The following is a 14607-nucleotide window of genomic DNA, read 5'->3' as shown; positions in this document are numbered from 1 at the left end:
TCCCTCCGGTTCGCGCCGCACGGGCTCAGCCCATCGGCAGCGTGCCGTTTCGACTCGGTCCCCGCACGATCGTGAGCACGACCAGCACGATCAGGACTTGAAACACGCCGTATGCGGCCGCGGTGCCGAACTGAAACGAGTACAGCTCGTTGTAGATCGCGACCGACAGCGGCCGGCTCGCCGGCGTGTAGATCAAGATCGACGCGACGAACTCACCGACGCCCTGCGCGAACGCCAGCAACGCCCCGGCGAGCACGCCCCGGCCGATCAGCGGCAGCGTCACCCGCCTGAACGCGTACCACCAGGACGCGCCGAGGTTCGCCGCGGCCTCTTCAAGCGCCGGATCGAGCTGCGCCATCGTGGCCGACGTCGAGCGGAACACCAGCGGGAGGCCGCGGACGAAGTACGCCAGCGGCAGGATCCAGAACGTGCCGACGAGGATCCGCTCCAGGCTGAACACCGACGGCTGGTTGAACGCGGTGATCAGGTTGATGCCGACGACCGTGCCGGGCAGCGCCCACGGCAGCATCACCGCGATGTCCAGCAGCCCCTTGCCCCGGACGGCCAGCCTGGCGATCACGTACGCTGCGGCGACGCCCAGCAGCACGTCCCCCAGCGTCGAGAGCGTGCTCATGTCGAGGCTGTTGCGGATCGGCAGCCACGTCTGGCGGTCGGTCACCAGGCGCGCATAGTTCTCGAGCGTGTACACCGGCGGGAGGACCTGGACGGTCCAGGTCGCGTCCTTCGAGAACGAGATCAGGACCAGCACCAGGATCGGCGCGATCAGGATCAGGACGAGCAGTGCCGCGGCGGACACCACGAGTGCCCGCCCCATCGGGTGCCGCACCTCGGCGCGCGCCGCCGCCGTCCCCTTGGACAGGCTGCGGTAGATGCGCCGGCCCTGATACCAGCGCATCGCGATCAGGAACCCGATCGAGACCGCCGACAGGATTGTGGCCTGCGCGGAGGCGAGCGCAAGATCGCCGTTGGTCCGCGAGATGTAGATCTGCATCGTCATCGTGCGGTCCACGCCAAAGATCAGCGGCGCCGTGTACGACGCCATCGAGACCATGAAGACGAGGAGCGACCCGGCGACGAGCGCCGGGGTCAACAGGGGCAGGATCACGCGGGTCCAGACGTGCCAGCGGCCCGCGCCGAGGTTGCTCGCGGCTTCTTCGAGCGACGGATCCAGGCCGGCGAGCGCGGCAGCGGCGGCGAGGTAGAAGTACGGGTACATCGTAAACGTGTGGACGACGATGACGCCCACGAGGCCGCGCAGCGCGAACGGCGCGGCGTGGAGGTGGAAGATCGCCTGCAGGCCGCGGGGCACGATGCCGCTCTCAGCGTACAGGAACACAAAGGTGTAGACGCCGATCAGCGGCGGGAGCGCCAGCGGCACCAGCGAGACGATCTCCAGGGCGCGACGTCCGGGGAACTCGATCCGGTTCAGGAGGAACGCCAGCGTGACCCCGACGCTCCCGCAGGTGAGCACACTCATGATCGAGATCCACAGGCTGGTTCGCAGCGACTCGAGGTTGGCCGGGTGCAGGAGCGAGAAGAACGCGCGGTACTGCTCGAACGTGAACCCGTGCGCTCCGGTGACGCCCTCGCGGAACGTCGCGAGCAGCGGCAGGACGACGTAGCCGTACAGCGTCACGGCGACCGCCGCGACCGCAGCGTACGAGATCCACGGCGAGGCGGCCCGCGGGAGTGCCGGCCGGCCTGCGGCAGGCTCCATCACGACGCGACCACGTAGATCTGGGCCACCGCCAACCGGAGCGTGGTCCCGGCCGCGTACGCGTCCAGCCCCTCGCGCGGAAGCCAGACGGTCCAGTCGCGGCCGCCGGCGGCGACGGAGTACTCGGTGTAGGCGCCTCCGAACTCGTGGCGTCGCACCGTGCCCGCGAGCACGTTCCGCGTCTCGCCGGGCGCGGCCACACGAAACGCCTCCGGACGGATGGAGAGCAGCACCCGGGTACCAGTCGCCGGTCCGGGGCCCGGCCGCCCGTCGAGCGGGACCTCGAGCCGCAGCCCGTCGCCGGCGTCCACGGTACCGGAGCGTCCCGACGCCGCGACGAGCGTGCCCTGGACGAGGTTGTTCTTGCCGATGAACTCGGCGACGAACCGTGTCGCCGGGCGGTAGTACACTTCCGGGGGCGTGCCGATCTGGTGGATCTCGCCGGCGGACATGACCGCGATTCGGTCGGAGACCGCCATGGCCTCGGCCTGGTCATGAGTGACGTACACGGTGGTGATGCCGGCGGCGGTCTGAATCCGCCGGATCTCGGCCCGGGTCTCCTCGCGCAGTTTGGCGTCGAGGTTGGACAGGGGTTCGTCGAGCAGCAGCACGTTCGGCTGGACGACGAGCGCGCGCGCGAGCGCCACCCGCTGCTGCTGGCCGCCGGAGAGCTGGTCGATCCGGCGGCCCTCCAGGTGGGTGAGGCGCACCTGCGCCAGCGCCTCGCCGACCCGTCGCCGCAGGTCCGCCGCGGAGACGCGCCGGATCCTGAGGCCGAACGCGACGTTCTCGAACACGCTCAGGTGCGGAAACAGCGCGTAGTTCTGGAACACCATCGCGGTGCCGCGCCGGTTCGGCGGGACGCGCGTGACGTCCTGCTCTCCGAACACGATCCGGCCCGCCGAGGGCAGGAGGAACCCGGCGAGCATCCGGAGGATCGTCGTCTTCCCGCACCCGGACGGCCCGAGGAGCGTGAAGAACTCGCCCGGGGCGACGGCCAGGTCGGCGTCGCGCACGGCGGTGGTGCCGCCGGGGAACGTCTTCGTGACGTGCTCGACGGCGACCCTAAGCAGACGCCCGCTCCTTCCGCGTGGGCCGACGTCGCCGGCCGGCTAGCGCCCGCCCTTGCCCTTGATGTTCTGATCCCAGTACTGGATCCACTCCTGGTCGTGCGCCGTGATCAGGCTCCAGGGCACGTCCATCGTCTTGAGGCGCAGGGTCTTCAGCCACGCCGGCTGCGGCATCGATCCCATCGGCGTCGTCGAGATCTGATAGAATTCTGCGGTCAGCGCCAGGCGAACCTCCGGCGTGTACAGCAACTCCAAGAATCGGTCCGCGGCCTGCGTGTGCTTCGTGCCCTTCACCTCGGCGACGCCGTCCACGAGCACGGGCGCGCCGCTCTTCGGCATCACGTAGTCGAACGGCAGCTTCTGCTGTTCCTTCTCGATCAGGATGTCCTGCAGATCCCACACGCTCACGAGGCCCTCCTGGCGGGCGATCGCGAGGTAGAGGGCGGTCGGGTCGGCCGCGTAGGACTTGGTGTTCGCGTCGAGTTTGCGGAGCCAATCGTACCCGCGGTTCGGATTGTTGTCGACCTTGTAGAAGCGCGCGATCATCGAGTCGAAGATCGTGTGCATCGTCCCGGACGGCGCGACCCCGCGGATGATGATCTTGCCCTTCCACTTGGGATCGAGCAGTTCGTCCCAGTCCTGCGGCGCTTCGTTGGGCTTGAGCGCCTGGGAGTTGTACATGATGACCTCGGGCAGCAGGATCTCTCCGTACCACGTGCCGTTCGCGCCCTTGTCCTGGGCCGGGATCTGGCTCGCGAACGACGGCTTCGTCGACGCGAGGAGCCCTTCTTGCGCGGCGATCTCAAACGCCTGCTGCGTTCCACCCCACCAGATGTCCGCCTGAGGGTTGGCCTTCTCGGCGCGCACCCGCTCGAGTTCCTGCTGGGCGCCCATGTTCAGGACCTGGACGTTGCCCTTGTACTCCGGATACCGCTCCTCGAACTTCGCGACAACGTAGTCGAAGATCGCCTTGTCGCGCGCCGTGTAGATGATGAGCGTGTTGGCGGCCTGCGCCAAGCCGCCGGCCGGCACGGACACGACGAGCGCGAGCAGGAGCACGAACCCGGCCAGCCATCCTGTAGATCGATGACGCCGAATCATCAGAAGCCACCCCCCTGATTGTCTCGAGCAGACATGCGTTCTCCGACGGTCGATTGACGCTGCGGTTTTGTTGATGGGCCGGCGTCTGAATCGCATCTCGCCGATCCGCGTGTTCTGACCGGGTCCTCCACGCCGCACCTGCGCGCCGGCGCTGCGGCTTGACATTCAAGATCGGGCTCTTGTACGATCGGGATATACTTTCTTTCTATTCATAAGAAAGATATCCATCCATGCGACCCGTTGTCAAGAGCAACACCGTTGCCAGAGAGATTAACCGGCTCGCGGTGATCCACGCGCTCAGGGCGCGAGGACTGGTCTCGCAGGCCGAACTGGCCCGCATCACCACGCTCAGCGCCCCTACGGTGCTCCGCGTGATTCGGGGGCTCGCGGCCGAAGGCCTGGTGACGGTCGAAACCAAGGGGCGATCCAGCGGCGGTCGGAAACCGCTGCTGCTTCGGTTCAACGCGACGATGGGCTACGTCATCGGGGTGGACGTCGGCGGCAGCCACCTGGCCGGGGCGATCGCAGATCTCAGCGGGCGGGTCGTTCACACCGTCAACGTCCCGATTGTACTCGAAGGGTCGTCGCTCGCGGCGCAGCGGCTGTACGACGCGGTGCGAGCACTGCTTGACGCGAGCGGGGTCCCATCGACCCGCGTGCGGGCGATCGGCGTCGGGGTGCCGGGGGTGACGCGCGGCGGTGTCGTCGTTCATGCGCCCGCCGTCGGCTGGCGTGACGTCGCCCTCGCCGCCGAGCTCGAGACGCGCTTCGGCGCGCCTGCGGTGGTCGAGAACGACGCCAACATGGTCGCGCTCGGCGAGTTCTGGTTCGGCGCGGCGCAGGGAACGAGGAGTGCCGTGTGCGTCGTGATCGGCACGGGCATCGGCGCGGGCATCATTCTCGAAGGCGAGCTCTATCGGGGACGCCGCGAGGCCGCAGGCGAGGTCGGCTTCACCGTGTTCGACCGGCGGTACGTCGGGACCCCGTTCACCGAGTTTGGATGTCTGGAAACGTTCGCGGCGGGACCCGGCATCGCCCGGCGGGCGCGCCAGGTCGTGGCCCGCGGCGGCGGAGGCCGGATCGTGGAACTCGCCGGCGCCCCCGACGGAATCTCCGCGCTTCACGTGTTCGCCGCCGCGCGCGACGGGGACCCGGATGCGCGCGAGATCGTGGCCGACACCGCGGACGCGCTTGCGGTCGCAGTGGCGAACATCGGCGCGCTCCTCGATCCGGACATGATTGTCCTCGGCGGAGGCGTGATGCGGTCGGCCGATCTCATGCTCGACCGCATCCGCGCGCACGTCGCCGCGGCGCTGCCGGGCGGCCCGGCCATCGTTCGAGCGGAGTTGGGCGATCAGGGGACCGTGATGGGCGCGGTTGCGCGGGCGCTCGTCTTCGAGCCGGCGCTGCCCGCGGGGCCGGCGGAGGGTCGCGAGGGCGCGTAGCGAGGACGCACAGGGAGTTCCGGGGTCCCGGAGAACGTGTGCATGCAGCCGGGCCGCCCGGAGACGCGGCCGCCCCGCCTCGGAGGACGCAGTCGTGAGCGAAGGGGTATCCGGAAGCCGAGATCTCAGGGACCGCTATCGCACGGCCGTGCTCAAGCCGATCTTCGACGCCTGGAAGGCCGATCTCTACCCGGTGCTGATCGAGGCGAGCCGCGCGCACGTGGTCACGCTCGCCTCGGGCGGCGTCCTCACGCAGGACCAGGCGGCGCGGCTCCTCCATGGGCTGGAGGTGCTCGCTGGGGTCCCGCCCGCCTCGCTCGAATACGATCCCGACGTCGAGGACGTGTACTTCTTCGTGGAGCGCGCGCTCGCCGGGCGGCTGGGGGCCGACGTCGCGGGCAATCTCCAACTGGCCCGCAGTCGCAACGATTTGGACGCCGGCGCGTTTCGGATGATCGTCCGCGGCCGGCTCCTCGCGGTCGTCGATGCGACGCTCGGGCTCGGGCGGGCGGCCGCGACACGCGCGCGTGACGGCCGCGACGTGCTCCTGCTCGCGCGCACCCACGGCCAGCCGGCGCAGCCAACCACCGTGGGACACGTGCTCGCCGGGTACGCCGAAACGGTGCTCCGCGATCTCGCGCGCTACCGGTTCGCCTATGATCAGGTGAACCGGTCTCCGCTCGGCGCGTGCGCGCTCGCGGGGACCGCGTTCGCGTTCGACCGCCGCGACACCGCACGCCTGCTGGGGTTCGACGGGCTCGTCGAGAACACGTACGACGCCGTGGTGGGCGCCGATTACGCGCTCTCGGCGCTCGCGGCATGCGGCGTGGCGCTCGCCGGCGACAGCCGGCTGCTGGCCATGGTCGAGGCGTGGGGCACCGGTCCGCGGCCGCTGGTGACGATCGACCCGGGGTTCGTCCAGATTAGCAGCATGATGCCGCAGAAGCGGAACTTGGTCTTCGTCGAGCATCTGCGCGCGCGCGCCGCGCGCGCGGCGGGCATGCTGGCCGGCGAGATCGCGGGCGTGGCCGCGACCCCGTTCGAAGACGACAATCGCGCGACGTCGGAACTCCAGGCGGACCTCTGGCGCACGCTCGACGACGCGGCCGACGTCGCGCGCGTCCTCGACCTCGCGCTCATGTCCATGACGATCGGTCCCGGCGCGGCCCCCGAGGAGATCGTGGCGTCCGGGGCGACCGCGACGGAGCTGATGGACGCGATGGTGCGCCGGTACGGCACGTCGCAGCGCCAGGCGCACACCGTGGTGTCGGCGATGGTGCATCGCGCGCCGGATCCGCGGACGTGGACGCAGGAGTTGATGCGCGCCGTGACCGGCGACGTGCTCGGGCGGCCGGCGGCGTTCGAGACCGCCGAGCTGCAGGCGCTGCTCGACCCGCGCACGTTCGTCACGACGCGGACGAGCGTCGGCGGACCGGCACCGGAGAAGATCGACGCGGAGCTTGCGGCGGTCGGCCGGTCGCTGGACGACACGGAGCGATGGACCGCCGGGGCGCGGGAGCGACTCCACTCTTCCCGCGCGCTGCTCGAGACCCGGTGCGACGAGATCGCTCGGGGGCGGCCGGGCGGCTCGTGATCCCGCGCGCGGCGCCGGGCGCTCAGTTCGACCCCGCGATGGTGGACGGCACGTCGAAGACTTGGTAGACGAGCGTGTAGGTGACGCCGAAGGTCCGGTTCGCGCCGCCCCCGCCGTTGTTGTACACGAGATAGTTGAGGCACACGGTCGCCGGCGGAGCCTCCAGCGTCAGGGGCTTGATCAGCTGGCTCGGTACCGTGTCGTCGATCTGCGCGAACTTGTTCGGGTCCTCGGGCGGGATGCCCCGTTCCCAGGACAGCCAGGCGAGCATGTGCAGCGGGCGCTGGACATCCAACGTGACCCGCACCTCCGCGAGGACGGCGGCGTGGGGCGGCGGGTCTACGCACGCGCTCCCTTCGCGTTCCTCGTGTCTCCCCGGACCGATGCCGCTCCCCGAGTGCCCGAGCGTCACCTCCTTTGATGACGTGAGCGGCAACGGCAGCCGGCCGAGGGTCGGGGCGCGCTCCGCGAGCGGCTTCGCGAGATCGATCGGAACGGCGAAGTTGAAACTCTGGGCCCCGCGCAGCGAAGCGTCGACGATGCCGATCACCCGCCCGTCGGCCGTCAGCACAGGCCCCCCGCTCGCGCCCGGGTTGATCGCGGCGTCGATCTGCAACATCCCCTCCTGGGTGCGGAGCGCGCTCACGATTCCCTGCGTCACCGTCACGGTCGGGTGATCGGGCGACGAGAGCGGATAGCCGACCACCGCGATCGCTTGCCCCAGCTGGACGGCGGTGGAATTCCCGAGCGTGAGCGGAGAAACGCCTGCCGGCTGCAGGTCCGCGGCGCGGAGCAGCGCGATGTCGTGGTCGATGTCGATCCCGACGACATCCGCAGCGACCGCCGCCGCACCCGGCAACTGCACGGAGACCTCCGTCGCCTGCTGCACGACGTGCAGGGCGGTCAGTAGCACGCCCGGCGCGATCACGAAGGCGCTCCCGCCGCTCATCGGTTTCCCGTCCGCGTCTTTCGCAAGCACGAACGCCACCGACGGCGTCACTCGCGTAACGAGGTCAACAAGAGGCTGCGCACTGCTCCGGTCAGGAACAGTGCAGGTCACCAGCCAGCACACCGTCGCGAGGGCGAGCCACCGCCGCATCTCCGTCTCCTTCATGTCCCCTGGGTCCGGTGATGAGTTCGTGTTGGGGGCCGCCGACTCCTGATGGTGGGCGGGGTACGCGCGCCAATTCGTGAATACTCGTCGGGGCACCTAGCGACGGCACATACCGCCACGCTATCTCGCGATGCACAGCGACGGCGCGGCTAGGTGCGCCGTGTCGCTGAGGACCTTGAATAAGTGCCTCTGCGTCCTGCGCGGCTCCCAAAGGCTCCGTGGAAAGATCCGCAGGCCGGGGATCCATTTCGTCGACATCGCACCGCATGAGTCTTCAATCGGCCCTGCAACGGATGGCCGAGTAGGACTCTGAGGACAGACCGACCCGCGCAAGTGGTCCAGTGGTTTGCGTCTGATGAGCGTGTGCGTGAGAGGAAGGACACGTCCTACTGTAAGGTATCGCGGGACCCAACAGGGAAAAACAGGGGCTAGGGCGGCCATCCGGCGGTGGATGCGAGGGTCACGACACTACCCCCAACGCTTCTCTGTTGGAGAGCCTGTAGGCCTTGAAATGCCTGTCGAGTGTAAATATCCGCGACAGGCTCCGTGCTTCCGCAAGGGCAATGAGTGAGGCGTCGGCGAGGTCCATCGGCACATCCTGATACTTGTTTCATGAGCGCTGCCATGCGGCGTGTTTCATGATACGAGGCCTGGGCTATCTCGAGATCCCCACGGGTTACGAGATCCCACAGGATCGCTTGTCCCTTCGGGGGTTCGGCGTGCCCGAGCAAATACATCGCCTCGGTGAACGCCGGCCAGGTCGTCAGCATCGGGGCGGAAAGCCACGCGGCCTGCCTCACGCACGCATCGTGGTCACGGTCCTTCTTATCGAGCAGCGCGACGAGGGGGCTCGCATCCGTCAGGATCATCTCGTCCGTCGCGCGTGATGCTTCCTTGCGACGAGCTCCGTAAATACGCGCCCACTGTCTCGCGCCCGCAATTTCCCTGAGGATATCGTGCCGATCACGTCACCGAGGCGATCGCGTAGATTCGCCGACAGCCGAGCATCACAAGACTGTGCCAACGCCTGCCGGATAAACACCGATCGGCTCACGCCCGCGCGCGCTGCAGCTCGATCAATCTTGGCCTCTAGCTCGGCAGGGAGCCGCACGCTCCCCATGAGAGGCTCCTCCTACGACGGCTGACGGCCTCAGGCGCCTCCCACAGGCCGCGTCGTGCGCACCGGCGAAGTCGAGGAAAGGCAGGCCGATACCGGGACCGCGGCGGAGGGTCGGACGTGACTCAGATCGCACAGGAGCCGCTCTTCTATTGTGGCGACGACGTGCACCAGGCGAAGATGCGCAAGGTGCAGGATGCGCTCCGTCGCCGAGGACTTGACGCGTTGCTGCTGCTCAAACACGACGCGGTTCGATACGTGACGGAGTTCTACGCAAAGGGATACCGGCCTTTTCTCGATATCGAGTACGCGGCGCTGGTGCCGTGCGGGAAAGAGCCCGTCCTCGGGTTCACGGTCGCGGGGGAAGAGCGGCGAATCGCCGTGCGCAGCCGGGTGACCGACGCGAGGCGTCTGCCAGGGTTGCACGAGTGGCCGCACGCGCTGGCGGCGATCCTGACGGATTATGGGTTGACGGGCGGGCGGGTCGGCTTCGATCTGATGCCGCAGTTCGTGCACCAGGGTCTCCGCGACCAACTGCCGCGCCTGGAGTTGGTGGACGCCTCCGGGGTGTGGGTGGACCTGTCGGCCGTCAAACACCCGCTGGAAGTCGAGTTGATCGAACAGGCGCTCAGGATCGCGCAGGAAGGTACGGCGGCGGCCGCCGCGGCGGTCGCGCCCGGCAAGACCGAGATCGAGGTGTCCGCAGCGGGGGAGTACCGCATGCGGCTACTCGGGTCCGAGATGAACCCGTTCATCCCGGTCGTGGCCTCGGGCGCGAACGCGGCGATCTGGGAGCGCGTGGCCACGACCCGCCGGATCGGGTCCGGCGAGATGGTGATCCTCGACTTCGGATGTGTCCACCGCGGGTACACCGGCGACGTTGCGCGGACGATGATCGTGGGAGAGCCGACCTCGCGGCAGCGCCAGCTTTACCGCGCGGCGCACGACGCCCTGCGGCAGGCGATCGCCGCGGCCAAACCCGGCGTGTTGTGTTCGGACGTCGACCGGGTCGTGCGCGCCGCGGTGCGGGATGCCGGATTGGAGAAGTACGGCCAGCACTGGGCCAGCGGCCACCAGCTCGGGTTCGGATTGCACGGCGAGCCGCTCGTCGGACCCGGCGTCGATGTCCCGCTCGAACCCGGGATGGTGATCAGCCTGGAGCCGTCCCTGTACACGTACGACGACCTGTCCGTCGGAGGAGTCGAGCTCGAAGACACCGTGGTGATCACGGACACCGGGTGCCGCGTACTGACGAACCTGCCGTTCGACGAGAACCTCCTGCGTTGAGCGCCGCCCGTGCGTTATTCCGCGGGCATCACAAACTGGTAGGGCGGCTCGAGCGTCTCGGTGGCCTCCACCCGCTGCGCGGCCAACGCGGCCTTCACGAGCGTGAGCCGTTGAAAAATCGCCTCGGCGTCTGCGTCGGTCAGGGCGAGCCCCTGTGCCGCGGCCTCGGCTTTGAGCCACTCTTTCGTGAACGCCGTCATGCACGCACCTCCAGCATCGGGCGCCGCGTGTGCCACTCCGTGGACTGCTCGTAGGCGTGGCCGATCCGAAACAGCGTGCCCTCGTCGAACGCCCTGCCGACGAGCTGCAGGCCGACCGGAAGCCCGGCCGCGGTGAAGCCGCACGGGAGCGTGAGGGCGGGGTGGCCGGTCAGGTTGAACGGGATCGTGCCCCAGGTCGTTTCCGGCGGCGTGCGGTTCTGAACCTCGACGGGGATCCCCGCAAACGGCATCGTCGGGGTGACGATCGCGTCCACGCGCGCCAGCACGGCGTTGACCTCGCGGGTCCACACCCCGCGGAGCTGCGCGGCCTGCTGGTATTCGGCGGCGGTGAGGAACGCGCCCGCGGCGATGCGCTGGCGGGCCCGCAGGCCGTAGTCCGCGTACCGCGTGCGCAGGCGCCCCGCGTGCGCGCCGTAGGCTTCCGCGGCGAGCAGCGCCCAGCCGACGAAACCGATCTCCGTGGCCCGCGGCAGGTCCACCGGGACCGGCGTCGCGCCGAGGGCCTCGAGCTGCCGCAGCGCCGCGCGCACCGTCCGATCGACCTCGGGGTCGAGTTGGTCGTAGAAGTGCTGCTGCGGAATCCCCAGCCGGAGGCCTTTCACGCCGCGGCCGAGCTCGGTCGTGTAGTCGGGGACCGGCACCCCCGACGAGGTCGGGTCGTGCGGATCCGCGCCCGCGAGTGCCCGAAGCACGAGCGCGCAGTCGCCGACCGTCCGGCACATCGGGCCCACGTGGTCCATGCTGAAGCTGAGCGGGAACACGCCGTGACGGCTGACCCGGCCGTACGTGGGTTTGAGGCCGGCGACACCGCACAGCGCGCTCGGAATGCGGATCGAGCCGCCGGTGTCCGAACCCGTCGCGACGACCGCGAGACCGGCGGCGACGGCGTTCCCAGCGCCGCCGCTGGAGCCGCCCGAGTAGTGCGTCGTGCCCCAGGGGGTCCGGGCGGTGCCGAAGAGGTCCATCGTGCCGATCGCGAATTCGGTGGTGTTGGTCTTGCCGAGCACGATCATCCCGGCGTCCGCGAGCCGGCGGACCACCGTCGCGTCCGCCTCCGGGACGAAGTCGAGCATCGTCTTCGAGTGGCACGTGGTGCGCACGCCGCGCGTGAAGACGATGTCTTTGTGGGCGATCGGAAGGCCGTGGAGCGGCCCGCGGCGGCGCCCGGCGGCGATCTCGCGTTCCGCCGCGCGCGCGTCCGCGAGGGCGGACTCCCGGCAGACCGTGATGTAGCTGTGCAGCGTGTCGTTGTACCGGTCGATGCGGTCGAGCAGCGCCGTCACGATCTCGACCGGCGAGACCCTGCGGTGGGCGATCTGCTCGGTGAGGACAGTCGCCGGCAGGAAGCACAGCTCAGCGTCCACGGAAACCTCCTTGAGTCGCGTGCGGTCCTCGGATAGCGAGGTTCTCCGTTCGGCAGGACGGGTTCCTTCGCAGCCGGCGGCACCGTTCGCCCCCGGGCCATGAGAACACCGCCGAGGGAGAGGACCAGGAGTTGTTCGCGCGCCTCGCGTCGAACGAACCCACACGGGCGGCGCGTCGCCCACATCGCACGTCAAGGAGGATCCCGTGTCACAGGTCGAGCAGAGGCTCGCGGCGATAGGGCTCGCGCTGCCCCCCGCGCCAGCGCCGGTCGCGAACTACGTCGGCGCCGTCCAGGTCGGTGATCTGGTCTTCGTCTCCGGCCACGGTCCGGTCAAAGACGGAAAGCTCACGTACCGCGGCAAGCTCGGTCGGGACTTCTCCGTCGCCGAGGGGTACGAGGCCGCCAGGCTCGTGATGCTCAACGCGCTTGCGTCGCTGCGCGCCGTGATCGGCGACTTGGACCGCGTGAAGCGCGTCGTCAAGCTGCTGGGGATGGTCAACAGCACGCCGGATTTCTTCCAGCAGCCCGACGTGATCAACGGGGCGTCTGATCTGCTCGTCGAGCTGTTCGGCGACCGCGGCCGCCACGCGCGTTCCGCGGTCGGCATGGCCGTGCTGCCCTTCGACATCGCGGTCGAGATCGAGATGATCGTGCAGGTGGCGTAGCCCGCGCTGCGCCCGTCCGGGTCGCGTTACCCCCGGCCCGGTTCGAGCGCCGCGTGGATCTCTTCCGCGGCCAGCACCGTCTGCATCTGCACCGTGTGCGCGAAAACAAACAGCTCCCCGTAGATCGTCTCGTCGGGAAACTCCGTGATCAGGGTGAGCGGGGTCGGCGCCCGGTCGTCCTCGACGACCTGGCAGGGCACGTCGTGATAGACCGGGGAGGACAACTCGCCGGCGTGGGCGCGGTAGGTCTCGAGCTGGGTGCGGTTGAACGCGGCGAGGCCGGGCGCGGCCCCGAGCCGCTCGGTGAGTCGGGCCAGGAAGGCCGCCGCGCGATCGGCCCAGGCGCGATGGTGACGCAGGATCAGATAGAATCCCTTGGGCACGGCCCACAGGTCGAACCCGCGCGGGAGATACCCCGACATGGGACGCGTCCACTCGTGCGCAGGATACCCGTGCAGATTGATGTGCAACGCGGCGCCGCTCAGTTGCAGGGCCTCCAGCCGGGCCGCCTTCTCGTAGAGGGGCTCGTGCGACCGCGACTGCAGGTCGTCGCCGAGCGCCGTGTACCGGGCCGCGTGGTGCATGTGCCGCGGGTGCTGCGCGCAGAGCAGGCGGTGCAGCGCGTAGCCGTCCGGATTCTCCGACGGAATCAGCGCGAAGTGCGCGCCGGGTGTCGCGGCGAGGCGTCGGGCCGCGCGCAGCGCGCCGACCACCCCGGACGTTTCGTTCGCGTGCTGTCCCGCGGTCACGAGGATCGCCGGATGCGTCCCGGCGTGGTAGGTGCCGGCGACCGCGCGGCCCTGCCGCGACGTCGCGGAGAACCGCCGGCCTCCGAGTGCCGATAGCTCCGCCGCCAGCTGGTCGGCGCTCAACGGCCGGTCGGCCGTCTCGAGCGGGACCGCGGCCTGCGGCGGCGGCGTGGCCCTGAACGGCTCGAGCGCGACGCGCACCCGCGCCGCCCCGTCCGCGTACCGGATGTCCGGGATGATCTGCCCCGGTTGGGTGGTTCGATCGTCGATTCCCCGGCCGGCGCGGCGCTTGAACCACTCGAGCAGGGAGAAATAGACGTCCTCGTGCAGGGCTTCGGCCGTGCTCACGCACTCCTCGAGATAGGGCAACCGCTGTTCGGCGCCGGGGATGTCAGCGCGGATCACCAACTGCTCGAAGTACGGTTCCTGCGCGCCCCAGGGGTGTGCCCCGACCGCGGCGATGACCTTGTGGAAGGCCGTCTCGAACTCGGTCTCAAGCGGTCGATCCGCGTCCCCGGCGCCGTCGCGGGACCCGGTGATCCGCAGCCAGCCGGTCGGCGACAGCGTGCGTTCGCCGAGGTGGTCCTCCCGGACGAGGTTCGGGGCGAAGACCTCGTGGACGGTGGCGTTGCGGTCGCGATATTCGAGCTCGACGCGGTAGGACAGGGCGGCCTCGCCCGGCAGCCAGCGCGCGTCGGTCCCCTTCAGCAGCGCCGCGAGCGGGAACGCCTCGACGAGGAATCGCCGACCGTGCGCGGCGTCGTGCACAGGGTACCGGATGGTGGCGCGCCGCAGGTCGGCGATCGCCACGTCCTCCAAGAAGAAATGCAGGAGCGGCTTGTACGCGCTGCGTACCCTCGCGACCACGCCGGCCGCGGACAACCGCTCCTCGGCCGCACGGCGCTGCGCGGCTCCCTCGAAGACCCAGATCTCCACGCGGGCGCCCCGGAACGTGTCGTCCCGCAGCCGCTCCGTCACCTGATCGAGCGTCCCCGGGACGCGTTCGTCCAGCAGCACCGTCATGGCGGCCTCCTTAGCGGAACGCATCGCCGCCCACAGGAGCGTGGACCGGGCGCCCCCGCTACTTTCGCAGGGGCGCCGGGGTCTCCTTGGCGAAGCGGTTCCCGTCGGCCCACGCGT

The 14607-nt window shown here is 69.6% G+C and carries 11 protein-coding genes; 4 read left to right on the top strand and 7 right to left on the bottom strand.

Annotated elements, in window-relative coordinates; translation table 11 throughout:
- Window positions 1-25: 25 nt before the first annotated feature.
- The 3 genes from VKZ50_10705 to VKZ50_10695 all read right to left on the bottom strand — a co-directional run bounded on the left by VKZ50_10705 (window position 26) and on the right by VKZ50_10695 (window position 3909).
- Window positions 26-1738, bottom strand: coding sequence for an iron ABC transporter permease (locus VKZ50_10705; protein HLJ60190.1), 1713 nt, complete (start codon window positions 1736-1738; stop codon window positions 26-28).
- On the bottom strand, window positions 1738-2754 hold the full coding sequence (locus VKZ50_10700) for an ABC transporter ATP-binding protein (GenBank protein HLJ60189.1): 1017 nt from the start codon (window positions 2752-2754) through the stop codon (window positions 1738-1740). Before VKZ50_10700 ends, VKZ50_10705 begins: the two co-directional genes overlap by 1 nt.
- A gap of 96 nt (window positions 2755-2850) precedes the next feature.
- Complete coding sequence (locus VKZ50_10695; GenBank protein HLJ60188.1) at window positions 2851-3909, bottom strand: extracellular solute-binding protein; 1059 nt, start codon at window positions 3907-3909, stop codon at window positions 2851-2853.
- A 230-nt stretch (window positions 3910-4139) separates the two neighbouring features.
- Between VKZ50_10695 and VKZ50_10690 the strand changes: the two genes are divergently transcribed.
- Window positions 4140-5354, top strand: a complete 1215-nt coding sequence (locus tag VKZ50_10690) for an ROK family protein (protein HLJ60187.1) — start codon at window positions 4140-4142, stop codon at window positions 5352-5354.
- Between the two features lie 94 nt (window positions 5355-5448).
- A complete protein-coding gene (locus VKZ50_10685; GenBank protein HLJ60186.1) occupies window positions 5449-6948 on the top strand; it encodes a lyase family protein in 1500 nt (499 codons plus the stop codon).
- A 22-nt stretch (window positions 6949-6970) separates the two neighbouring features.
- Here VKZ50_10685 and VKZ50_10680 read toward each other — a convergent pair whose 3' ends face one another.
- Window positions 6971-8047: a S1C family serine protease gene (locus VKZ50_10680; GenBank protein HLJ60185.1), complete on the bottom strand. Its 1077-nt coding sequence runs from the start codon at window positions 8045-8047 to the stop codon at window positions 6971-6973.
- 1252 nt (window positions 8048-9299) lie between these two features.
- Here VKZ50_10680 and VKZ50_10675 point away from each other — a divergent pair.
- Entirely contained in the window at window positions 9300-10466 is a 1167-nt protein-coding gene (locus VKZ50_10675; protein HLJ60184.1) for a Xaa-Pro peptidase family protein, read from the top strand.
- A gap of 14 nt (window positions 10467-10480) precedes the next feature.
- Here VKZ50_10675 and VKZ50_10670 read toward each other — a convergent pair whose 3' ends face one another.
- Entirely contained in the window at window positions 10481-10666 is a 186-nt protein-coding gene (locus VKZ50_10670; protein ID HLJ60183.1) for a hypothetical protein, read from the bottom strand.
- Window positions 10663-12051: an amidase gene (locus VKZ50_10665; protein HLJ60182.1), complete on the bottom strand. Its 1389-nt coding sequence runs from the start codon at window positions 12049-12051 to the stop codon at window positions 10663-10665. Before VKZ50_10665 ends, VKZ50_10670 begins: the two co-directional genes overlap by 4 nt.
- Window positions 12052-12256: 205 nt before the next feature.
- Here VKZ50_10665 and VKZ50_10660 point away from each other — a divergent pair, with 205 nt between their 5' ends.
- On the top strand, window positions 12257-12718 hold the full coding sequence (locus VKZ50_10660; GenBank protein HLJ60181.1) for a RidA family protein: 462 nt from the start codon (window positions 12257-12259) through the stop codon (window positions 12716-12718).
- A gap of 26 nt (window positions 12719-12744) precedes the next feature.
- On the opposite strand, the gene VKZ50_10655 is transcribed toward VKZ50_10660, so the two are convergent.
- Window positions 12745-14490, bottom strand: coding sequence for a peptidase M14 (locus tag VKZ50_10655; GenBank protein HLJ60180.1), 1746 nt, complete (start codon window positions 14488-14490; stop codon window positions 12745-12747).
- Window positions 14491-14607 lie beyond the last annotated feature (117 nt).

Source organism: bacterium (genome assembly GCA_035295165.1).
Classification (GTDB): domain Bacteria; phylum Sysuimicrobiota; class Sysuimicrobiia; order Sysuimicrobiales; family Segetimicrobiaceae; genus JAJPIA01.
This window is presented reverse-complemented; position numbering and strand designations above follow the sequence as displayed.

Bases quoted from the DNA above. Each gene is read 5' to 3' on its own strand.
- VKZ50_10695 (HLJ60188.1), bottom strand. From the start codon at position 3,909: ATGATTCGGCGTCATCGATCTACAGGATGGCTGGCCGGGTTCGTGCTC.
- VKZ50_10655 (HLJ60180.1), bottom strand. From the start codon at position 14,490: ATGACGGTGCTGCTGGACGAACGCGTCCCGGGGACGCTCGATCAGGTG.
- VKZ50_10690 (HLJ60187.1), top strand. From the start codon at position 4,140: ATGCGACCCGTTGTCAAGAGCAACACCGTTGCCAGAGAGATTAACCGG.
- VKZ50_10705 (HLJ60190.1), bottom strand. From the start codon at position 1,738: ATGGAGCCTGCCGCAGGCCGGCCGGCACTCCCGCGGGCCGCCTCGCCG.
- VKZ50_10680 (HLJ60185.1), bottom strand. From the start codon at position 8,047: ATGCGGCGGTGGCTCGCCCTCGCGACGGTGTGCTGGCTGGTGACCTGC.
- VKZ50_10670 (HLJ60183.1), bottom strand. From the start codon at position 10,666: ATGACGGCGTTCACGAAAGAGTGGCTCAAAGCCGAGGCCGCGGCACAG.